This is a genomic window from Lentzea waywayandensis (assembly GCF_900115955.1).
GTDB classification, from domain to species: domain Bacteria; phylum Actinomycetota; class Actinomycetes; order Mycobacteriales; family Pseudonocardiaceae; genus Lentzea; species Lentzea waywayandensis.
In genome coordinates this window covers 457070-478371 of record NZ_FOYL01000003.1, presented here as the reverse complement: position 1 = coordinate 478371, position 21302 = coordinate 457070, and the positions used below count along the sequence as shown (strand labels likewise).

The following is a 21302-nucleotide window of genomic DNA, read 5'->3' as shown; positions in this document are numbered from 1 at the left end:
CCTGTGAGACCACCACAGGATCCAGATCGCTGGTCACGGCTGACGGCCGTGGCCGGTGAGGCGCTGGCCGCGGCCAGGGCCGGGGAAGACGCTGTGGCGGTGGACCTCGTGACCGGGTACCTCAGCGGGTCTCCCGAGGGCAACGAGGAGATCCGTGAGCTGGTGCTCCTGCTGTTCGCGGAGTGCAGCAGCATGGTCAGCGCGCTCGGTTCCGGCGGCGCCACTCCGGTCAAGATGCAGGTCTTCGACGAGGAGGGCAACGAGGTCCAGATCGACGACGCCGACCCACCCGTCCGCACCGCGATCCGCGCGTTGCTGGCCGAGGTGCACGGCGACCAGGACGCGGCCTCGGAGCAGATCGAGATCGCCCTGGCCAACGGTCAACCGCAGGAGCTCGCGACCGTGGTCTTACAAGCCCTGCGGTGGACCCTGAAGCTGGCGATCGAGTGCGAGACGCGCGAACTGCCCGTCGCGCCGTGGATCACCGCGTCACTGGACGACCAACCCTGATGTGCAGCAGAGCGTCCACACCGTCCATGAGGTGCTGGTCGAGCGGGAAGTAGCCCATCTCCAGCCTCGTGTCGGTGCGGGACGGCCCCTCCGGCTTGTCCTTCGTGATCCCCCAGGTCGTGAACCGGCTCTGCAACTGGCCCTCGAGGGTGGCTTTGTCCGGTTCGCCCAGTCCGAACGAGTCGTTGCGGCCGAGGGTGCCGCCGATGACCGTGTACTGGTCACCGAGGATCGGCGCCACGAGCGCGCCCGCGGAGAACCACTCGATCCGTTCGCCGGCCATCTCCATCGAACTGTTCGTGCGCTGCAGGTGGGCGTTGTGCGCGAACACGAACGTCGGGCCTCGGGACGCCTCGGCGCGCCGGATCTCCAGCAGGTTCCGCGCCATCACGCCGTCGCGCATCTGGCACAGGCGGTTGAGGCGCACGCCCAGCGGGTTCGGCTCCGCACACTCCCGGTGGTACTGGAGCAGACTCAATCCGGCCGTCAGGTACGTCTCCGCACGCGCCCACGCCTCGTCGGTGGACCTCCGCTCGTGCAACCGCATGAGCATTCCGGTGCCGATCTCACGCAGCCTGATCGCCTCATCGGACCGCCCAGGCGACTGGGTCAGGTCCAGCACCGCCTCGTCACGGCTCCACTTCTCGTCGTCGATCGTGAGGTCGACGTCCTCGCCCAGGTGGTCACGGGCGTGTTCGAGGTAGGGACGCGGGCTGGGCGCGCTGGTCGTCTCGGTCTGGAAGTCGAACCCGTGGAACGACAGCCGTTCCTGCTCCGGTTTGTCCGCGTTGTACTCGCGCATCCACTGCACGAGCTCGCGGTTGGCCGGCCAGTTCTCCCCGAACGTGTGGGAGAAGCCTTCCTTCATGATCGTGTCGAGGTCACCGGCCCCGCCGTGGACGTAGTCGTTGACGCTCAGACCCCTGATCCGGCAGGTCTCCAGGGCGATCGAGCGGAAGCCCAGGCCCGCCAGCTGCTCGAACAGCTCGTTGCGGATCCAGGTGTGGGCGTGCTCGAGGTGCGTCGGCTCGCCGAACCCCAGGAGCTCGGTGAAGGGGCTGATGAACTCGCGAATGTCCTGGCTCATGTGGCTCAACCGTAACATTGAAAGCTCAGTTGAGACTTTCGCTGAAATCTTCTCGACATTCGCCGCTAAAGTCTCAACCGTGCGTCCAGCTGACCTCGCCCGCGAACACGGCCTCTCGACCCAGGCGGTGCGCAACTACGAGGAGTCCGGCTTCCTCCCGCCCGCCGAGCGCACGCCGTCCGGCTACCGCGTCTACACCGAGGTCCACGCCGCCGCGCTGCGCACGTTCATCGCCCTGATCCCGGCCTTCGGGCACGCTCGCGCAGGTCAGATCATGAACGCGCTCCACAGCGACTCGCTGGACGACGTTCTTCTGTGGATCGACCGCGGCCACGAACAGCTGCTGCGCGACCGCCAGACCCTCGACTCGGTGAGCCGGGCCGTGCAGGACCTGACCGACTTCGAGCCGGTCCTGGAACCCCGCACGATCGGCGAGCTGGCCCGGCGCCTCGGCGTGACCCCGGCGACGCTGCGCGCGTGGGAGGAGGCCGGAATCCTCGTTCCCTCCCGTGAATCCACCGGCTACCGCGTGTTCCAGGCCGAGGACGTCCGCGACGCCGAGCTGGCGCACCTGCTGCGACGAGGCGGCTACCCGTTGGCACGCATCGCTTTGGTGGTGGAGCAGATCCGCACGGCGGGCGGCACCGACACGCTGGGTGCCGCCCTGACCGACTGGCGCCGCCGCCTCACCGCGCAGGGCCTGGCGATGCTCGCCGCCTCCGCTCGGCTCAACGAGTACTTGAAGGCACGGGCACCAGTTCCGTGACGAGCGCGCCGACCTGCTCGCTCTCGATCAGGAACGCGTCGTGCCCGTACGGCGAGCTGATCACCCGCAGCCCGTCGGCTCCCGGAATACCGGCCGCCAGCTCTCGCTGCTGTGCCAACGGATAGAGCCGATCCGAGTCCACCCCGGCGACGATCGTGCGCGCGGTGATCCTCGCCAGCGCAGCCCTGACCCCGCCTCGCCCACGCCCGACGTCGTGCGAGTTCATCGCCTCGGTGAGCGTCACGTAACTGTCCGCGTCGAACCTCCTGGTGAGCTTCGCCGCGTGGTGGTCCAAATAGGACTCGACCTCGAACCGCCCGTCCTCCTGCTTCTCCCGCCCGAACCGGGCCTGGAGCTCCTGCTCGCTGCGATAGCTGATGTGCGCGATCCGCCGCGCGACCCCCAATCCCTCCACCGGATCGGCTTTGATCGCGTGCAGCTGAGCGGAGGCCAGCGCGATCTGCTCGGCTGAAGCCTGCGCCGTCGTGGCCAGCAACAGCAAGGACTTCACCCGATCAGGGGCACTGACCGCCCACTCGACCGCCCGCATGCCACCCATCGACCCGCCGAGCACCGCGGCCCACTGCCCGATGCCGAGGTAGTCCGCGAGGTGGACCTCGGCCGCGACCTGGTCGCGAATGGTGATGCCGGGGAATCCGGGGTACTGCCAGGGCCCGGTACTGCCCTGACAGCCTCCCAGCACGTTCGGCGCGACGACGAAGAACGCGTCGAGCGGCTTTCTCTTCCCCACCAGGGAGTCCCACCAGCCCGGCGTGGGGTGACCCGGCTCCACGCCCCCGGCGACATGGCTGTCACCGGTGAGGGCGTGGAGCACGAGCACCGCGTTGGAGGCCTCGGCGTTCAAGGTCCCCCACGTCTCGTACGCGAGCTGGAAGCCCGGCAGTCCCGCGAACGGCGCGGCGTGGCTGAACCACTTCCGCCGGCCGTTCGGGTCACCGAAGCGCCAGCCGCTCACTACAACTCGGACTTCGCCGCGGTGAAGCCCGCCTCGAGATCCGCCTTGAGGTCCTCCAGCCCCTCCAACCCGACCGACAACCGCACCAGCCCAGGCGTGACACCCGTGACGAGCTGCTCCTCAGGCGTGAGCTGACTGTGCGTGGTCGACGCCGGGTGCACGATCAACGACCGCACATCACCGATGTTCACCAGCTGGCTGAACAAGCTCGTCCCGTCGACGAACGCTCGCCCGGCCTGCACCCCGCCCCTCAACTCGAAGCTCACGACCGCGCCCGCACCCTTCGGCAGGTACTTCTGCGCGGCAGCGTGGAACGGCGACGACGCGAGGCCCGCGTAGTGGACCTTCTCGACCTCGTCCCGCCCTTCCAGCCACTCGGCAAGCGCTTGCGCGTTCTCCACGTGCCGCTCGATGCGCAGCGACAACGTCTCGATCCCCTGAATCACCAGAAAACTCGTCAACGGCGCGATGGCCGCTCCCGTGTCCCGCAGCCCCTGCACCCGCAACTTGGCCGCGAACGCCCCGTGCCCGAGCACCGGCCAGTACTGAAGCCCGTTGTAGCTGGGGTCGGGCTCGTGGAAGTCGGGGAACTTCTCCGCGCCGTACTCGAACTTCCCGCCGTCCACGACCACACCGGCGATGGCCGTGCCATGACCACCCAGGTACTTGGTCGCGGAATGGATCACGATGTCGGCGCCGTGGTCCAACGGCTTGAGCAGATACGGCGTAGGCACCGTGTTGTCGACGATCAACGGAACCTGATTGGCGTGAGCCACGCCCGCAACGCCCTCGATGTCGAGCACGTGACTGCGCGGGTTGGCCAGCGACTCGGCGAAGAACAACTTGGTGTTCGGCCGCACGACGGCCTGCCAGGCGTCAAGGTCGTCCGGGTCGTCCACAAACGACACTTCGATGCCGAGCTTGGGCAACGTGTAGTGGAACAGGTTGTACGTGCCGCCGTACAACGACGCACTGGAAACCAGGTGGTCCCCAGCCCGAGCGAGGTTCAGGATCGCGGCCGTCTCAGCCGCCTGACCAGAAGCAAAGGCAACGGCGGCAACGCCACCCTCAAGAGCGGCAACGCGCTGCTCCAGCACGTCCTGCGTGGGGTTGTTGATGCGCGTGTAGATGTTCCCGGGCTCAGCCAACGCGAACAAGTCCGCACCGTGCTGCGTGTCCCTGAACACGTACGAGGTGGTCTGGTAGATCGGCGTGGCACGAGCGCCAGTGGCCGGATCGGGCGCGGCGCCCGCGTGGATCTGCGTCGTCTCAAAGGACCAGGACATGGCTGTGCTCCAGAACGTTCGTTGAAGAGTGGGCTCAGATCAACGGGAGCTGCGACAGGCCATGCTGGTGACGCGCACGTAGTCAACGTGGCGTCGGCTCACGAGCAGCACGGTCATGGTGACCGAAGGTAGGGGTCCGTCCAGGTCCGCGACACCCCGTCCATCTGGTGGGAACGCTTAGGCTGATCGTCATGCGCACAGCTCTGGTCGGCTACGGACTAGGTGGGGCGGCCTTCCACGCCCCGTTCATCGAGGCAACGGAAGGCCTGGAACTCTCCGCCGTCGTCACCGCCAACCCAAAGCGCCAAGCGGAGGTAGCGGCCCGCTACCCGTCAGCAAGCCTGCTGTCCTCTCTGGACGAAGTCTGGTCAGGCAACTTCGACCTGGTGGTCATCACCACCCCGAACCGCTTTCACGCCACCCACGCCCGCCAGGTCCTGGAACACGGCCTCAACGTGGTGGTCGACAAGCCCTTCGCAGGCTCGGCAGCAGAAGCAAGAGCCCTGGCCTCAATCGCCTACTCCAAGGGCCTCATGCTCTCCCCGTTCCACAACCGCCGCTGGGACGGCGACTTCCTGACAGTCCAGAAACTCCTCTCCGAGAAGGCCCTGGGCACAGTCCACAAGTTCGAGTCCCGCTTCGAGCGCTACCGCCCAGAGATCAAGTCCTCCTGGAAGGAATCAGGCGACCCGGCAGACCTGGGCAGCATCCTCTTCGACCTGGGCACCCACCTGGTAGACCAATCAGTGGCCCTCTTCGGCCGCCCAACGACGGTCTACGCGGAAGTCAAGACCGTCCGCCCAGGCGCCAAGGCCGACGACGACGTCTTCCTCTCCCTGACCCACGAGGGCGGCGTCCGCTCCCACCTCTGGATGAGCGCCCTGGCAGCAGACCTAGGGCCCCGGTTCCGCGTACTGGGCCACGACGCCGCCTACGTGAAGTACGGCATGGACCCCCAGGAAGACCGCCTCAAGAACGGCGACACCCCAGCAGGCCCGGGTTGGGGCGAAGAGCCCGAGGAGTCTTGGGGCAAGCTGGCCAACAAGCCCTACCGCACAGAGCCAGGCGCGTACCAGAACTTCTACGCCTCAGTAGCAGCAGGCAAGCCCCCAGTCTCACCACAAGACGCGGTGACGGGCCTGGAGGTAATCGAGGCAGCCAAGCACTCCACCACCACAGGAGACGCAGTCCGCCTCTAGCGCCGATGGGCGCACAGCCCACCCGCGAAGCCGAAGGCGAGCCGTCCTTACCGAGCGATCCGGGTGGGGTGGCTTCGTCACGAGTCGTGCCACAGCTCTTGCTGCAGCCAGGAAGGGATGTCAAACGGACACGCTTTTCGTCCGTTTGACATCCCTTCCTGGCTGTGGCCCGCTCTTGGCTCGACTCGTGACGAAGCCACCCCACCAACGCAACCACCAAAGCAACGCAACTCCGCCCAACGCACCAGGCGTGCCATCAACCCACGCACGGCGAAGATCCCGGCTTTGGATCAGATTGGCGGGGTCTGGGGCAGAGCCCCAGGAAGCAGCCGCCGCATCCCCTCGCACGGTGACCACCTACGGACCAGGCGAACGCACCAACGGCGGATACAACACCTCAGCGTCCCCCCGCCGAAACAGGGCAGCCGGCCGCCCTCCGTCCCGGCTCGTGCTCGCCCCCGTAGGCGTGAGCAACCCACCCACCCCAGTCACCTTCCGATGAAAGTTCCGAGGATCCAAAGCAACCCCCCAAACGATCTCGTAAACCCGACGCAACTCGGCAACGGTGAACTCCGAACCGCAGAACTCCGCCCCCAGCGCCGTGTACTCCAACTTGGCCCGGGCCCTCTCCACCCCATCCCCCAAGATCCGGTCATGGTCAAACGCCAACGAGGAAGCCTCCGAAACCGGAACCCAAGACGCAGCAGCAGCATCGGTCCCGGCAACGGGAACCGGCAAGTCAGGCGCCAACGCCAGATAGGCAACAGAAACAACCCGCATCCGAGGGTCCCGCCGAGGCTCCCCATAAGTCCCCAACTGCTCAAGATGCAGCCCGGACACCCCAGTCTCCTCAGCCAACTCCCGAACAGCCGCGGAATCCACCGACTCGGCCGGCTGAACAAACCCCCCAGGCAACGCCCACCGCCCCCGATACGGCGCCTCCCCGCGCCGAACCAGCAGGGCACACAACGCATCCCCCCGCACGGTCAACACCACCAGGTCGACCGTGACAGCAAAGGGAGGGAAATCACTTGGCGTGTACACCCCAGCAGTATAGGCTTATCGTCAGAACGACGACAAGCGACACGAGGAGCCCCCAAGTGGCCGACATCAGCACCTACCCCGGACTCCGCCACCTCAGGGGCGCCCCCACCGTCCACATCCGACACGTGAGCAAGGGCAAGCTGATCCACGAGGGCACCGGCCTGAGCTTCTGGTTCCGCCCCAGAACCGCCGTCCTCAGCGAAGTCCCGGTAGACGACCGGGAGCTCCCCATGCTCTTCCACGCCAGAACGAACGACTACCAGGACGTCACGGTCCAACTGACCGTCACCTACCGCTGCACCAACCCGGAAACGGCAACCACCAGGATCGACTTCTCCATCGACCCGGACACGGGAGTCTGGCGCCAGGACCCCCTGAGCCAGATCGCGAACACTCTCACCGAGAGCACCCAGCAGCACGCCCTCAAGATCCTGGGCACCCTGACCCTCGACACCGCCATCAGGACCGGCGTGGCACGCGTCAAGCAGGAGATCACCGAGAACCTGACGGCGAACCACATCGGATTGGAGATCATCGACGTGAGAGTCGTCGCCATCCGCCCAGACGCGGACATGGAGAAGGCCCTCCAAACCACAGTCAGGGAAAAGGTCCAGCAGGAAGCCGACAAGGCCACCTACGAACGCCGAGCCATGGCCGTAGAACGCGAGCGCTCGATCAGCGAGAACGAACTCCAGAACCAGATCGAACTCGCGAAGCGAGAAGAGCTCCTGGTGGTCCAACGAGGTGCAAACGCCCTGAAGACAGCCGAGGACCACGCCAGGGCGAGCCGAGTGGCCGACGACGCCAAGGCGGACGGCATCCGCAAGCTGGCCGAAGCAGAAGCCGCAGGCGAGAAGGCCAGACTGGACGCCTACAAGGAGGTCCCCCACAACACCCTCTACGCCCTGGCAGCCAAGGAACTGGCCGGCAACCTCCCGGAGATCGGCAGCATCACCCTCACCCCGGACATGCTCCAGCCCATCCTGCAGAGACTGGCCCGATGAGCCTCGCACCGCGAATTGTGCTGGTGCACAGGCGCACCGAGCTGACAGAGTTGCTGGCACGACACGGGACGAGAGGACAGGTCGAGTTCTTCCTCAAGTCCCGCAACAGAACCCTGGACGAGGTGGTGGACCGTGACCAGCAGGCCCGCAGGGCGTTGGGAGACGTCAGCGCCGCGATCCCGCTCGACTGGCGCCGCGGCGTCGTCGAGCGGGAAGACCTGTCGCGGTTCCTGTTCGCGCCCGAGGACGTAGTCGTCATCGTCGGGCAGGACGGTCTGGTCGCGAACGTCGCCAAGTACCTCGACGGCCAGCCGGTGATCGGCATCAACCCGGAACGGGGCGTGCTGGCCCAGCACGCCCCGCACGAAGCCGCGGAACTCCTCCACAGCACAACGAACACCGAAGACCGCACGATGGTCGAGGCCAAATCAGATGACGGCCAGACCCTCTACGCCCTCAACGAGATCTACGTCGGCCACCCGAGCCACCAGACCAGCCGCTACCGCATTCACGACGAACGCCAGGCCTCATCCGGCATCCTCGTGGGCAGCGGCACCGGAGCAACGGGCTGGTGCAGCTCGGCCCACCGCGAACGGAAGAGCCCGCTGACTCTCCCCACCCCGACCGAGCGCAAGCTCGTCTGGTTCGTCAGAGAAGCGTGGCCGTCACCGAGCACCGGCATCGACCACACCGAGGGCGAGATCACCGACGCACCGCTCGACGTCGACGTCGAAACCGACGGCCTGGTGGCCTTCGGCGACGGCATCGAGAGCGATGCGCTACGACTGGGCTGGGGTCAACGACTGAGCATCGGACTCGCCGCCCGCCGGCTCCGCCTCGTGCGCTGACCCGATCACCAGCAGACAAACCCCGGACAGCACCGCACCACAAACCAGGTACAGCGCGATGGCCCAGGTCCCGGTGCGCAGCAACGACTGCGCGACCAACGGCGCCAGCCCACCACCCAGCACAGCCCCGAGCTGGAAGCTCAGCGCCACCCCGCTGTACCGCACCCGAGTCCGGAAGAGCTCCGCGAAGTAGGCGGCGGACGGCCCGAACAACGCCGCCGAGCCGACGAACCCGAGCACCATCGCGAACGTGAACCAGCCCGAGTCCGTGAGCCAGAACAACGGAAACGCGAACGCGGCCTGGAAGATCGCGCCACCGAACATCACCGGCAACCGTCCGACGCGATCGGACAGCAACGCGAACGCCGGCACCGCGACGACCTGCGCCAGCGACCCCACCACGGTCGCGATCAGCAGGTCGTCCGCGGAGATCTTCAACGCCGTGCGCCCGTACCCGATCATGAACACGCTCAGCACGTAGATGAAGATCGTGAAGCCGAGGTTCACCCCGGCCCCCAGCAACACCACGCGCCAGCGGTCACGCAGCACCTCGGCGATCGGCAACCGCGACTTCTCCACCCGCGCGAACTGCGGCGACTCCGACACGCGCAGCCGGATGTAGAGGCCGATCCCGACCAGCACGATCGAGAACAGGAACGGCAACCTCCAGCCCCAGCTCAAAAAATCCGGCCCGGAGGCCTTCGAGGACAGGTACATCGCCAGGTTCGCCAGCACGAGCCCGACCGGCGACCCGATGAACACCCAGCTGCCGTACCAGCCCCAACGCCCCGGCGGCGCGTGCTCGACGGCCATCAGCGACGCACCGCCCTGCTCGCCGCCCATGAAGAACCCCTGAACGAGCCGCAACAGGACCAACAGCAGCGGCGCGAGGATGCCGACCTGCGCGTAGGTCGGCAGCAGGCCGATCAACGCCGTCGACACACCTGTGACCGAAAGGGTGATCACGAGCATCGAGCGGCGGCCGATCCGGTCGCCGAGGTGCCCGATCACCGCGCCGCCCAGCGGTCGTGCGAAGAAGCCCGCGCCGAACGTGGCGAACGCGAGCAGCACACCGACGCGCGAGTCGAACTGCGGGAAGAAGATCTTGTCGAACACCAGCGCCGACGCCGTGCCGTAGAGCAGGAAGTCGTACAGCTCGATCGTGTTACCGACCGCTGATGCCACAGCTACTTTGCGTACCCCCGTCATCGTTCCAGCCTGGTCGAGGGATTGACACTGCGCAATGGTCCGGTCACCCTTCGTCCTACGTTCCTACTCTTCAGTAACGAGGTAGCAATGACGCGCCGAGTGACTGTTGTTTCCCTGTTCACGGCCCTGATAGCGGCATTGCTGGCCCCGCACGCCAGCGCCGCCCCGACGTACCGGAACTACGTCTCGCTCGGAGATTCGTTCGTCTCCGGACCGTTCATCCCCCTGCAGCGGCTCGACCCGCTGAGCTGCTTCAAGTCCACTCAGAACTACCCGTCCGTGCTCGCGAAGAAGCTCGGCATCGCCAACTTCACCGACATCTCCTGCGGTGGCGCGCAGACCAAGGACATGGCGGGCGTCCAGAGCGGCATCCCCGGCCAGTCCTCACCGCAGTTCTCCGCCCTCAAGGCCGACACGGACCTCGTCACGGTGTCCATCGGCGGCAACGACATCGGCTTCTCCGACATCATCCTGACGTGCGCCGGCAAGAGCGTGCTCGACCCGCACGGCGCTCCCTGCAAGGCAAACTACGGCGACTCGCTCGCCCAGCGCGTCGACGCCACCTCCGCCAAGGTGGCCGCCGTGCTCGCGGGCATCAAGCAGCGCAGTCCGAAGGCCAGGATCGTGGTCGTCGGCTACCTGCGGATCCTGCCGTCGTCGGGTGGGTGCTGGCCGATCGTGCCCATCTCCCGCGGCGACGTGCCCTACCTCGACAACGTCCAGAAGCAGCTCAACGGAATGCTGGGCGCACAGGCGAAAGCAGCCGGCGCCACTTTCGTGAACCCCTACGACATCAGCACCGGTCGCGATACGTGTGCGGCACCGTGGGACAAGTGGGTCGAGGGCATCATCCCGACGAGCCTCGCGTTCCCGGTTCACCCGAACGCCAAGGGCATGGCTGCGGTGGGTAAGCAGGTGGCCGCCGCTCTCGCCGGGACGGAACTGACCGGCGTCTAGTTGCACGCACTTTCGGCGGTTTACACGATCTGGTGTTACCGCTCGGTTGAATGGAATTCCGGGTCCTTGCCGCGCCAGAGTGTTGGCATGGCAAGGACCCGACTTCTGTTTGCCTGTCTCGCGCTCGCCGCACCGCTCGTCCCCGCGACGGCCCAGGCGGCACCCCTGACAGCGCCTCTCCTTCCCGCATCCGGCCTGGTGCTGTCGGTGCAGCCGGAGATGGGCACACTCAGCACCACGCAGCTGAACTGCGAACCCGCAGGCGGACTGCACAAGAACGCCGAAACGGCGTGCGACCAGCTCCTGCCCGTCGAAGGCGACTTCCGCAGAATGAAAGAGACCGGCGCGATGTGCACGATGGAGCTGAACCCCGTCAAGGCGACGTTGCGCGGCAAGTGGCGCACCAAGAGGGTCGACTTCCAGCAGGTGTTCTCGAACCCGTGCGTCATGCGCGCGTTCACCGGCAAGGTCTTCGACTTCTAAAGGCCGCGTTCGCCGGTGTTCCAGCGCACCGCCGTCGTGCTGGAACACCGGCAACGCTCTAGGCAGGAAGCCCCCACGACGGAACCGGTGATCCGCCCACCGGTCCAACCTTCAGATCAGGCTTGTCTCCGTTGCGGTGAACGACAGCTTCCTCACCGCGTCGCAGTTCGATGCGCAGATCTCCGTTGGCCAGCACCGAGAACCGCTTCGGCCGGCCACGCGAGTCGCGCACGACCGGATCCTTGATGTCCGTGCGCACAACGCAAGGCGCGCCGGCCTCACTGCGCAGCTTGATCCACCGCGTGACGCCGTTCTGCCGTGACGCCGAGAGCAGGAACGCGCCCTGCGTCCGGAAGTTGTCCAACGAGATGTCCGGCCACGGCACCGCGGGAAAGACGCGGATCACGCCACCCCAGCTCTGACAGAGCATGTCGTACATCGACTGCACGGCACTCAACGGCGTTTCGATGACCGGGCCGGACTCCTGGTACATCGTGTTGGGCTTGATGTACCGCCGCATCAGCTCACCGAGGTAGTAGTCCGCCTTGTCCCCGCGCAACATCTGCGCGCTGATCGACGCGGCTCCCGTGAACGTGTAGCCCTGCAACGCGCCTTCGAAGCTGATCCAGTGGTTCAGCGACGTCTCGATGAGCTGCCGCTTCCCAGGATCCTCCCAAGTGACCTCGTACAGCGGATAGATCTGCAGAAGGTGCGAGTAGTGCCGGTGCGACTTCGCGAACGGCACCCCCGCGCCGATCATGTACCCGTTGACGTCCACCGGGTACGGCGTGAGGTTGGCGAGCGTGTCCTGCCATCGCGGGATCAGCGGATCGTTGACGCGCAACGACTTCGCGGACTCCAGCAACGTCTGGCAGCCCCATCGGATCAACGCGAGGTCGTAGTTGCAGTCCGGCGCGTTCACCCCGTACTCGGGCGAGAACGTGATCGGCAGGTGCCACTTCCCGTCCGAGCCCTTGGTCAGGAAGTGGAAGTAGTAGTTGACGGCCCTGCGCAGCAACGGGAACAGCACGCCCCGCAGCACGCGGTCGTCCATCGTGTGCCGGTAGGTGAGCCAGACGTTGTGCAGCGTCCAGGTCAGGTTGCCGACCTCGGGCGTCGGCACGTCCTTGCCGGGAATGCCCACGCCGTAACCGGAGTTGCCGATGCCCGCGCCGTTGTTCAGCACGGTGTCGGTGGTGCGCGGGATGCCGGCGGAGTCGTGCCGGTACTCGGCCGGCACCTGTTCCACCAGCACGTCGCGGTATCTGTCGACGGAGTAGGTGACGGCGTCGAACTCGACGTGGTTGGAACCGTGGATCAGCCAGTACTCCAGCTGCACGTTGAGGTTCCACCACGTGTTGGGCCACGGCGTGTTCTCGAGCCACGGCCCGCAGGTCGCGATCGCGGGCGCCTCCTTGCGGGCCGCCGAGGCGAACTTGTAGAGCTGGATCCAGTAGAACGCCTGCAACCGCTTGTCCGGAATGGACAGAAAGCTCTTGCGGTAGAAGTCGTGCCACCACAGCCGATGCTCGACAGCGAGCCCGTCGATCGAGCCGCACCGGACGTTCCCGATCGCCTTGCGCACAGCCGTTTTCGTCGGATGCGACCAGGCAACGCTGGTGAAGAGCGTCCGCCGGGTGCCGTGAGCGACCTCGCGCCACGCCGTCACGTGCTCGCCGCCCGCGTTCAACGGCTGCACGGCCAACTGCACGTCACCGGCGCTGGTGAGCTGCACGGGCGGGTTGTCGGTGAATCCGGCAGGTGGCTGGCGGCCCCACTTCGGGTCGGTGCGCGGGCTGATCGCCTTGAGCGGGTGGAAGACCCACTTGAACGCCCGCTCACCTTCGCTGGCCTGGACGTCGATCGCGTAGAGGTCGCGACGGGTGTGGATGAACGCCCTGACGCGCAGGCTGCCCGCGGCCGTCGTGATCGTGCCGGACAGTTCGGCGTTCCACAGGTCCAGCCGCAGGTCGACACCGGTGATCGCGCCGACGGGTTCGAGCGTGAAGTAGCCGATGGGCAGCCGGGCGAGGCCGAACAGCGCCCCGAACTCCGGCCGGTGGTCCTGCACCTGGGAGTGCTGGACGTTGAACCTGACGGCGTTGGCGCCCGGCTCGGCGTAGATGCCGGAGCCGAGGTAGCCGTTGCCGAGGAACGGGCCCTCGAACCAGGTCGCGGGCATCTTCTTCCAGATGAGATCGGATGACCCGATGAAGTCTTTCCAACTGAATCCATCACCCGCGAACGCACTCCCAGAGAGCAGCGCACTACCCGCTACCCCTGCTAGAGCGCCTCCGATGACCGTGCGTCGGTTGAGTTCGACCACTGTCAGGCACCTCACTTCGCTGTGCGGTCAGGTCAACGCGGGCGGCGATTCATCGGATCTTTCGTGACGACACGGTCTCAGTCAAGAGGGCCTAGGCTTCGATCATGGGGGACTTCCTCGTCTACACGATCGGCTTCCCGATCACGTTCCTGCTGCTGGTCCTGGGCATGTCCCTGGCCGCGCGGCGCATCCTCGGCCTGCACATCGGCCTGATCCGCACGGCGCTGGCGTGCCTGATGGCGATCTCGATCGCGTCGAGCGCCTTCGGAGAGACCACCGCGGAGCCCTCTGCCGGGCTGGTGACGCTCCAACTGGGACTGGCGATCCTCGCGGTGATCGGCCTGCTGGCGTTCGCGGAGATCATCGTGCCGACCGGCTCGATCCCGCCGCTCACCGAGTGGTGGGGCATGGCGCGGCGCCGGATCGCGCGGACCCGGCGGTACTCTCGGATCACCGCGATCGCGTTCCGGCACGGCCTGGGGCCCTACCTGCGCGGCCGCGAGCGGACCTCCACGGGGCTCGCGCGGTCGCTGCGGCTCGCGTTGCAGGACGCGGGCGTGACGTTCGTGAAGCTCGGGCAGGTGCTGTCGACGCGCGCCGACCTGGTGCCGCAGGACTTCGTCGACGAACTGAGCCTGCTTCAGGACAAGGTGCCGCCGGCGAAGTGGGACCAGGTCAGGGCGGTGCTCGACGCCGAGGTCGGGCTCGACGCGTTCCGCGAGGTCGATCCCGAACCGCTGGCCGCCGCCTCGATCGCGCAGGTGCACCGGGCCGTGCTGAAGTCCGGCGCCGAGGTCGTCGTGAAGGTGCAACGGCCGGACGTCCGGGCGACGGCCGAGGGCGATCTGGACATCGTCGCCCGCCTCGCCGAGACGCTCCAGCGCACGCGGTGGGGTGCCGCGCTGGGCGTCCGCGATCTGGCGGCGGGGTTCGCGGCGGCGTTGCGCGAGGAGCTCGACTTCAAGATCGAGGCGCGCAACATCACGGCCGTGGCGGCGGCGTCGGACTCGTCCGTAGGACTGCCTCACGTCCACCTGTCGACCTCGCGGGTGCTCGTCATGGACCGGCTCGACGGCGTGCCGTTGCGCGGCGCCTCGGAGGACGTGGGGCTCGCGCGGACGCTGCTGCGGTTCGTGCTGCGCCAGGTGATGCTGGACGGCGTCTTCCACGCCGACCCCCACCCCGGCAACGTGCTGCTGCTGGCCGACGGACGCCTCGGCCTGCTCGACTTCGGCTCGGTCGGGCGGATCGACTCCGCGCTGCGCTCGGCGTTGCAACGACTGCTGCTCGCGATCGACCGCAGCGACCCGGCGAGCCTCACGGACGCGTTGCTGGAGCTCACCTCACGGCCGGAGGACATCGACGAGCAACGGCTGGAGCGTTCGCTCGGCCAGTTCATGGCCCGGCACCTCGGCGCGGGCATGCGTCCGGACGTCGAGATGTTCGGCGACCTGTTCCTGATCGTGTCGCGGTTCGGCCTGAGCATCCCGCCGGAGATCGCGGCGGTGTTCCGCGCCCTGGCGACGCTGGAGGGCACGCTGGCGGTGCTCGCACCGGGCTTCAACATCGTCGTGGAGTCGCGGTCGTTCGCCGCCGAGCAGATCTCCGAACGGCTAACCCCGGAGTCGGTGAAGCGGACCATGACCGAGGAGCTCCAGGCCGTGCTGCCGATGCTGCGCCGGTTGCCGCGGCGGATCGACCGGATCACCGGGGCGATGGAGCAGGGCCGCCTGAGCATGTCGATGAGGCTGTTCGCCGACGAACGCGACCGGTCGTTCATCACCGGCCTGCTGCACCAGGTCATGCTGACCGCGCTGGGCGCGACGGCGGGCGTGATGGCGGTGTTGCTGCTCGGCTCCTCCGGCGGGCCTTCGGTCGCGGCGGACATCGGGCTGTACCAGGTGTTCGGCTACAACCTGCTGATCATCAGCGTGCTGCTGGGTTTGCGCGTTGTTGTGGCAGTGTTCAGACCGCGTTCCTAGAACTGCCTGCGGTAGACCGAAACGTCGTCACGCCACACACCGAACTGATCAGGTGCGGACTGGACGATCGTCATCTCGTTGAGGTGGCCGAGGATCCGCCATGAGCGCGCAACCGCTTGCGCGCCCGCGTAGGCGATCGTGCAGAACCTCCTGGGCTCCACCACCGTGCGCACGCGGTCGACCTTGCCGACGCTCATCGGCGTGTCGTGCCACAGGTCCAATGTGTACCCGGTGCGGATGGGATCACCGGACCCCAGCACGCCCTCGATGCTCACGATCAGCCGGTCGCCCTCCAGCCGCAGGTCGTGGTGACCGCTTCGGGGCGGATTGCCGCCGGTGTACGCGGAGCGTGCCGGGTCGAGCACCCAGTGCCCCAGAAACGGCACGAGATCGTCACTCATGTGTGTCCCTTCGCGGAACCTGCGCCACTGGCGGATTGTCCGGCGGATCGACGTGGGCGACCATCACCCGATGAGTTATGAGACGGGCGTTCGGTGGAAGTGGATACCGGCCGTCGTGCTCGGCTTCGTTCTGCTGAGCTGGATCGTGTTCGAGGCACTGGACCTCATCGACTTCGAAGGGGTCGTGTCGTGGGTGCGCGGCATCGACCCGGTGTGGGCGGCGGCGGCGATCTTCGCCCTGCTCGTCGTGGACGTGCTGCTGCCCGTGCCGTCCACTCCGCTCATCGTGCTGGCGGGGACGGCACTCGGCCTGCCCTTGGGACTGGCACTCGCGATCATCGGATCCCTGGGTTCCTCTGCCGCAGGGTACGCCCTGGGGCGGTTCGCGGGCCCGTGGCTCGTGCGCCGGGTGGTCACCATCGAGGAGCTGACCGAAATGCGGCGATGGGGCCGCCAGTTCGGTCCCTGGTTCTTCGGAGTGGCGCGCGGCATTCCGATGATGGCCGAGACGGTGTCGGTGTCCGCAGGGGTGTCCAGGGTGTCGTTCCGGACGTTCATGTCGTTCACCCTCGTCGGGACCATCCCCATTTGCGCCGCCTACGTGTTCGCGGGATCGAAGGCCGACACCGTCGAGCAGATCGTCATGATCAGCGCCGTCGGATTCCTGCTGACGGTCGGCCTGTTCTACCTGCTGCGCCGGCTCGTGAAGGCGGCGCCTTAGGAAAACCCTTTGCGCGGCGTGGTTGTATGAGTGAGCGCCCGGTGCGCAGCGGAGGGTTACTTCCGGTGATTACTCAGGTTCAACTCCTGAGGCCGGTTTCGGCCGGTCTCGCCCACCTCGGTGGGCACGTCACCTTCCGCGATCTGATCTCGGGCGTCCAACAACTCCACATCGGCCGGAATTAAATCGCTGGCGCGCTGTGGTTGTATAGAAATCGCACCCGGTGCGAAGCCGGCGGTTACTTCATTTGGGTTGAAAATCGACCGCAGGCGCGTTTGATCTCGGGAGCACACAACTTCACACGTGTCCGGTGCGAAGCAGAGGGTTACTTCCACTGTTAATGGGCGGGTTGCGGGTTCGAGTCCCGCCAGACGGGAAACCGGCTGTAGCTCAACTGGCAGAGCAGCTACGTACCTTCCGCGACCTTGATCTCGGACACGTGTGGGGTTTGTGGGCTCCCCTTTGTTTTTTCTGAGGGGGAAAGAGCCGATGGCGAAGTTCAACATCTTCCGCGCACGTCCGGCGGGCACCAGCCCGGTCGCCACGGCGCCGGAACCGACCGGCCGCACCTACGAGGGTGGCGACGGCTACGCGCGTGACGCGAAGTCCGAGCTGTTCCTGCTCGCCGTGTCGAACATGGGTGGCGAGAACACCTTCTACGAGTCCGGTGGTCAGCGCGACAACCGCTTCGCACAGCTCGTCCACGAGACCGCCTTGGCGGACCCCGTGTGGACCGCGCGCCTGCTCAAGTGGCTGCGCACCGAGGCGAACATGCGCACGGCGTCGCTCGTCGGTGCGGCCGAGTTCGTGCTGGCACGGCTCGTGGCCGAGTCCGACGCGGGCGTCACCAACCGTGCCGTCGTGGACTCCGTGCTCCAGCGCGCCGACGAGCCGGGCGAACTCCTGGCCTACTGGACCGGCACGAACGGCCGGCGCGTGCCGAAGCCGATCAAGCGCGGCATCGCCGACGCCGTCGGGCGCCTCTACAACGAGCGCGCGGTCCTCAAGTGGGACAGCGACGCCCGCGGGTTCCGGATGGCCGACGTGCTGAACCTCGCCCACCCCTCGGCCACCGCTCCGTGGCAGGGCGCGCTCTTCCAGTACGTGCTGGACCACCGCCGTTCCGCGGAGGCGGACGTTCCCGCCGAGCTGCGCGTGATCGCGGCACGGCGTGAGCTGATGGCGTGGCCTGTCGAGCAGCGCCGTTCGCTGTTCCAGCGCCCGGACGCGGTCGACGTGCTGCGCCAGGCGGGGATGACGTGGGAGTCCGTGGCCGGATGGCTGCAGGGGCCGCTGACTCGTGAGGTGTGGGAGGCGCTCGCGCCGTCGATGGGTTACATGGCTCTTCTCCGCAACCTCAGGAACTTCGACGAGGCGGGCATGTCCGACGAGGCGGCGGCCGCTGTCGCGGCACGTCTGGCCGACCCCGGCCAGGTCGCGCGTTCGCGGCAGTTCCCGTTCCGCTTCCTGTCCGCGTACGAGGCGGCGCCGAGCCTGCGCTGGGGCCACGCCCTGGATCAGGCGCTTCAGGCGTCGTTGAAGAACCTGCCTGCCCTGCCGGGCCGGTCGCTGATCCTCGTCGACACCTCGGCGTCGATGACGGGCGGCACGATCTCGGCGAAGTCGAAGGTCACCCCGGCCAAGGCCGCGGCGGTGTTCGGCGTCGCACTGGGCGCGAAGGGCGGGCAGGTCGACGTCGTCGGCTTCGCGGACGGCACGTTCCGGCACGACATCGCGCGCGGGGCGTCGGTGATCCGCGAGGTCGACCGGTTCCTCAAGCGGATCGGCGAGGTCGGGCACGGCACCGACATCGTCGGGTCGCTGAAGCGCACCTACCGGGGGCACGACCGCGTGTTCATCATCTCGGACATGCAGACGATGTCCGGGTACTACGGGCAGGGTGTCTCGGACGTGGTGCCGCGGCACGTGCCGATCTACGGGTTCAACCTCGGCGGTTACCGGAACGCCGCGTACGCCACCGGCAAGGCGCATCGCCACGAATTCGGTGGCCTTACGGACGCGACTTTTCGCATGGTGCCCTTGCTCGAAGCAGGTCAGAACGCCACCTGGCCGTTCTGAGGTGTGAGAGCTCTCCTGACGCGGAGAGCTCTCACACTTACTATCAGTTAGCGTTTTGACCAGGTATGATGCCGCTATGGACTTCAACGTGTTCGCGAAAGCGTGCCCGTCGCGTCCCACGCTGGAGCACATCACCGGCAGGTGGGGCAGCCTGACGCTGACCGCGCTCGCCGACGGGCAGCTGCGCTTCAACGAGCTGCGCCGCCGCGTCGACGGGGTCAGCGAGAAGATGCTGTCCCAGACGCTGCAGGCACTGGAGCGCGACGGTCTCGTGCACCGGGAAGCCCAGAACACGAACCCGCCGCGCGTCGACTACAGCCTCACGCCGCTGGGCCGCGACACGGCCGAGCGGCTGCTGTCGTTGATCCACCTGCTGGAGGGCCGCATGCCCGAGGTGCTGGCCGCGCAGGCCGCGTACGACGCCCGCTGAGCGCGTGAAGGGCTGCGGACTCTGCTGGACCCCGGCCGAGCTGGAGCTGCTCGACGGCGATCCCGCGCTGGTACCCGACAACGTCGTGTGGCAGTTCGCCTGGGAGGTCGAGGACCACTTCGAACCGGACGAGTACGAGCTCGCCTGGCGACGGCTCGCGCCCAGGGTGCTCGATCTGCTGGAACGCGACCCGGACAGCCGGCTCACCCAGGGTCTGACGTGGGCCAACCTGCCCGCCTGGCCGGAGGACGAGCGCACCGCGCTGCGGGCGAGGCTCACCGAGATCATCATCCGCACGTCGCACGGCCCGGAGCTGAGCGAGCTGGTCCAGGCCGCCGCGCAGATGGACGAGGACCTGACCCCGTGGCTGCGCGTCGTCGACGGCCTTCCCGACGCCGCCGTCGCGGAGCTCGCTCACAAGTGGTCGTACGACTTCCTGAGCGGCGGCACGCCGTGCGACGGAGGCTGGTTGCGGTGGGACGAACCGGCTCGGCCGATCCTGAGCTGGCTGCTCACCCCCGTACTGCGCGACCGTCTGTCCGGAATGGACAACGAGGTCGCGCAGTACGCGGTGACGCAGATCGACGCGCTCGGGTAGGTCAGCACTCGATGACGTTCACGGCGAGTCCGCCGCGAGCTGTCTCCTTGTACTTCACCGACATGTCCTTGCCGGTGTCCCGCATGGTCTTGATGACCTTGTCGAGCGACACGAAGTGCGAGCCGTCGCCGCGCAAAGCCATGCGCACAGCCGTGATGGCCTTGATGGACGCGACGGCGTTGCGTTCGATGCAGGGAATCTGCACGAGGCCGCCGATCGGGTCGCACGTCAGGCCCAGGTTGTGCTCCATGGCGATCTCGGCGGCGTTCTCGACCTGTTCAGGGGTGCCGCCGAGCACCTCGGCGAGGCCGCCGGCGGCCATCGAGCAGGCCGAGCCGACCTCGCCCTGGCAGCCGACCTCGGCGCCGGAGATCGACGCGTTCTCCTTGAACAGCACGCCGATCGCAGCTGCCGTCAGCAGGAACCGGACCACGCCGTCGTCGGAGGCTCCCGGCACGAACTTCGTGTAGTAGTGCAGGACCGCCGGGACGATGCCGGCCGCGCCGTTGGTCGGCGCGGTGACGACACGGCCGCCCGCCGCGTTCTCCTCGTTGACGGCCAGTGCGAAGAGCGTCACCCAGTCCATGACCCGCAACGGGTCGGTGACGAAGTGCTCCTTCTCCAGCGTCCTGCGCATCTCGGCGGCACGGCGGCGGACCTTCAGGCCGCCGGGCAGGACGCCGTGCTCGTTGCAGCCGCGTTCGACGCACTCCTGCATGACGTGCCAGATGTGCAGAAGTCCTTGGCGGACCTCGGCTTCGGTGCGCCACGACAGCTCGTTGGCCATCATGATCTCGCTGATCGACAGGCCGGTCTCGCGGCAGCGCGCGAGCAGCTCGTCGCCGGTCAGGAACGGGTGCGCCAACGGCGTCGAGTCCGGCTTGATCCGGTCGGTGCCCGAGGCGTTCTCGTCGACGACGAACCCGCCGCCGATCGAGTAGTAGACGGCGTGCTCGACCGACTTGCCGTCCGCGAACGCCTCGAAGCTCATCCCGTTGGGGTGCAACGGGAGTGACTTGCGGCGGTGCATGACGAGGTCGCGGTCGTGCACGAAACCGATCTCGTGCGCGCCGCCGAGCCTGAGGCGTCCGCCGGAGACGATCTCCTCGACGCGGGCGGCCGCGACGGTGGGGTCGACTTCTTCCGGGAGGTTGCCTTCGAGGCCGAGGAACACGGCCTTGGGGCTGCCGTGACCGTGGCCGGTCGCGCCGAGCGAGCCGAACAGCTCGACGTGCACGCGGTCCACTTCGGACACACGTGCGCCGAGCTTCTCGACGAACATCGCTGCCGCGCGCATCGGGCCGACCGTGTGCGAGCTGGACGGTCCGATGCCGACGGAGAAAAGGTCGAAAACGCTGATCGCCACTGATCAGTCCTTCGTGGTGGTGGGGCGGTC

General features: G+C 67.3%; 20 protein-coding genes. 12 read left to right on the top strand and 8 right to left on the bottom strand.

The window, feature by feature from the left end; genetic code table 11:
* The first annotated feature begins 3 nt into the window (after positions 1–3).
* Entirely contained in the window at positions 4–510 is a 507-nt protein-coding gene (locus BM417_RS13005; RefSeq protein ID WP_093592223.1) for a hypothetical protein, read from the top strand.
* Here BM417_RS13005 and BM417_RS13000 read toward each other — a convergent pair.
* Positions 482–1597, bottom strand: coding sequence for an erythromycin esterase family protein (locus BM417_RS13000; RefSeq protein ID WP_093592220.1), 1116 nt, complete (start codon positions 1595–1597; stop codon positions 482–484). The two genes, BM417_RS13005 and BM417_RS13000, sit on opposite strands and share 29 nt — an antisense overlap.
* 79 nt (positions 1598–1676) lie before the next feature.
* Here BM417_RS13000 and BM417_RS12995 point away from each other — a divergent pair, with 79 nt between their 5' ends.
* A complete protein-coding gene (locus tag BM417_RS12995; protein WP_245821889.1) occupies positions 1677–2363 on the top strand; it encodes a TioE family transcriptional regulator in 687 nt (228 codons plus the stop codon).
* On the opposite strand, the gene metX is transcribed toward BM417_RS12995, so the two are convergent.
* Complete coding sequence (gene metX / locus BM417_RS12990; protein WP_093592217.1) at positions 2326–3339, bottom strand: homoserine O-acetyltransferase MetX; 1014 nt, start codon at positions 3337–3339, stop codon at positions 2326–2328. The genes BM417_RS12995 and metX overlap by 38 nt on opposite strands.
* A complete protein-coding gene (locus BM417_RS12985) occupies positions 3339–4625 on the bottom strand; it encodes a bifunctional o-acetylhomoserine/o-acetylserine sulfhydrylase (protein ID WP_093592214.1) in 1287 nt (428 codons plus the stop codon). The genes metX and BM417_RS12985 overlap by 1 nt, the downstream gene beginning before the upstream one ends.
* Before the next feature lie 191 nt (positions 4626–4816).
* On the opposite strand from BM417_RS12985, the gene BM417_RS12980 reads away from it, so the two are divergent.
* Positions 4817–5824, top strand: coding sequence for a Gfo/Idh/MocA family protein (locus BM417_RS12980; protein ID WP_093593647.1), 1008 nt, complete (start codon positions 4817–4819; stop codon positions 5822–5824).
* Between the two features lie 357 nt (positions 5825–6181).
* Here the strand turns inward: BM417_RS12980 and BM417_RS12975 are convergent, their stop codons facing one another.
* On the bottom strand, positions 6182–6868 hold the full coding sequence (locus BM417_RS12975; RefSeq protein WP_093592212.1) for an NUDIX hydrolase: 687 nt from the start codon (positions 6866–6868) through the stop codon (positions 6182–6184).
* A gap of 56 nt (positions 6869–6924) precedes the next feature.
* Between BM417_RS12975 and BM417_RS12970 the strand changes: the two genes are divergently transcribed.
* Both BM417_RS12970 and BM417_RS12965 read left to right on the top strand, forming a co-directional pair.
* Positions 6925–7872: an SPFH domain-containing protein gene (locus BM417_RS12970; protein WP_093592209.1), complete on the top strand. Its 948-nt coding sequence runs from the start codon at positions 6925–6927 to the stop codon at positions 7870–7872.
* Positions 7869–8720: a diacylglycerol kinase catalytic domain-containing protein gene (locus BM417_RS12965; protein WP_093592206.1), complete on the top strand. Its 852-nt coding sequence runs from the start codon at positions 7869–7871 to the stop codon at positions 8718–8720. The genes BM417_RS12970 and BM417_RS12965 overlap by 4 nt, the downstream gene beginning before the upstream one ends.
* Here the strand turns inward: BM417_RS12965 and BM417_RS12960 are convergent.
* Positions 8652–9905, bottom strand: a complete 1254-nt coding sequence (locus BM417_RS12960) for an MFS transporter (protein ID WP_245821888.1) — start codon at positions 9903–9905, stop codon at positions 8652–8654. The two genes, BM417_RS12965 and BM417_RS12960, sit on opposite strands and share 69 nt — an antisense overlap.
* A gap of 111 nt (positions 9906–10016) precedes the next feature.
* On the opposite strand from BM417_RS12960, the gene BM417_RS12955 reads away from it, so the two are divergent.
* On the top strand, positions 10017–10886 hold the full coding sequence (locus BM417_RS12955; protein ID WP_093592200.1) for an SGNH/GDSL hydrolase family protein: 870 nt from the start codon (positions 10017–10019) through the stop codon (positions 10884–10886).
* 87 nt (positions 10887–10973) lie between these two features.
* The gene (locus BM417_RS12950) at positions 10974–11369 is read left to right on the top strand and encodes an SSI family serine proteinase inhibitor (protein WP_093592197.1); all 396 of its coding nucleotides are present in this window, start codon (positions 10974–10976) and stop codon (positions 11367–11369) included.
* Positions 11370–11427: 58 nt separating this feature from the next.
* Here the strand turns inward: BM417_RS12950 and BM417_RS12945 are convergent, their stop codons facing one another.
* Positions 11428–13551 carry a glycosyl hydrolase family 95 catalytic domain-containing protein gene (locus BM417_RS12945; protein ID WP_245821887.1) on the bottom strand — a complete coding sequence of 708 codons (2124 nt, stop codon included), beginning with the start codon at positions 13549–13551 and terminating at the stop codon, positions 11428–11430.
* 248 nt (positions 13552–13799) lie between these two features.
* On the opposite strand from BM417_RS12945, the gene BM417_RS12940 reads away from it, so the two are divergent.
* Entirely contained in the window at positions 13800–15677 is a 1878-nt protein-coding gene (locus BM417_RS12940) for an ABC1 kinase family protein (RefSeq protein ID WP_093592191.1), read from the top strand.
* Here the strand turns inward: BM417_RS12940 and BM417_RS12935 are convergent.
* Positions 15674–16078, bottom strand: coding sequence for a hypothetical protein (locus tag BM417_RS12935; protein ID WP_093592189.1), 405 nt, complete (start codon positions 16076–16078; stop codon positions 15674–15676). The genes BM417_RS12940 and BM417_RS12935 overlap by 4 nt on opposite strands.
* 70 nt (positions 16079–16148) lie before the next feature.
* Here BM417_RS12935 and BM417_RS12930 point away from each other — a divergent pair, with 70 nt between their 5' ends.
* The 4 genes from BM417_RS12930 to BM417_RS12915 all read left to right on the top strand — a co-directional run bounded on the left by BM417_RS12930 (position 16149) and on the right by BM417_RS12915 (position 19906).
* Positions 16149–16799 carry a TVP38/TMEM64 family protein gene (locus tag BM417_RS12930; protein ID WP_177320406.1) on the top strand — a complete coding sequence of 217 codons (651 nt, stop codon included), beginning with the start codon at positions 16149–16151 and terminating at the stop codon, positions 16797–16799.
* Between the two features lie 489 nt (positions 16800–17288).
* Positions 17289–18878: a TROVE domain-containing protein gene (locus tag BM417_RS12925; RefSeq protein WP_093592183.1), complete on the top strand. Its 1590-nt coding sequence runs from the start codon at positions 17289–17291 to the stop codon at positions 18876–18878.
* 76 nt (positions 18879–18954) lie between these two features.
* Positions 18955–19308, top strand: coding sequence for a winged helix-turn-helix transcriptional regulator (locus BM417_RS12920; protein WP_093592180.1), 354 nt, complete (start codon positions 18955–18957; stop codon positions 19306–19308).
* A 4-nt stretch (positions 19309–19312) separates the two neighbouring features.
* Entirely contained in the window at positions 19313–19906 is a 594-nt protein-coding gene (locus BM417_RS12915) for a hypothetical protein (protein ID WP_093592177.1), read from the top strand.
* A gap of 1 nt (position 19907) precedes the next feature.
* Here BM417_RS12915 and BM417_RS12910 read toward each other — a convergent pair whose 3' ends face one another.
* A complete protein-coding gene (locus BM417_RS12910) occupies positions 19908–21272 on the bottom strand; it encodes an L-serine ammonia-lyase (RefSeq protein ID WP_093592174.1) in 1365 nt (454 codons plus the stop codon).
* Positions 21273–21302: the final 30 nt, after the last annotated feature.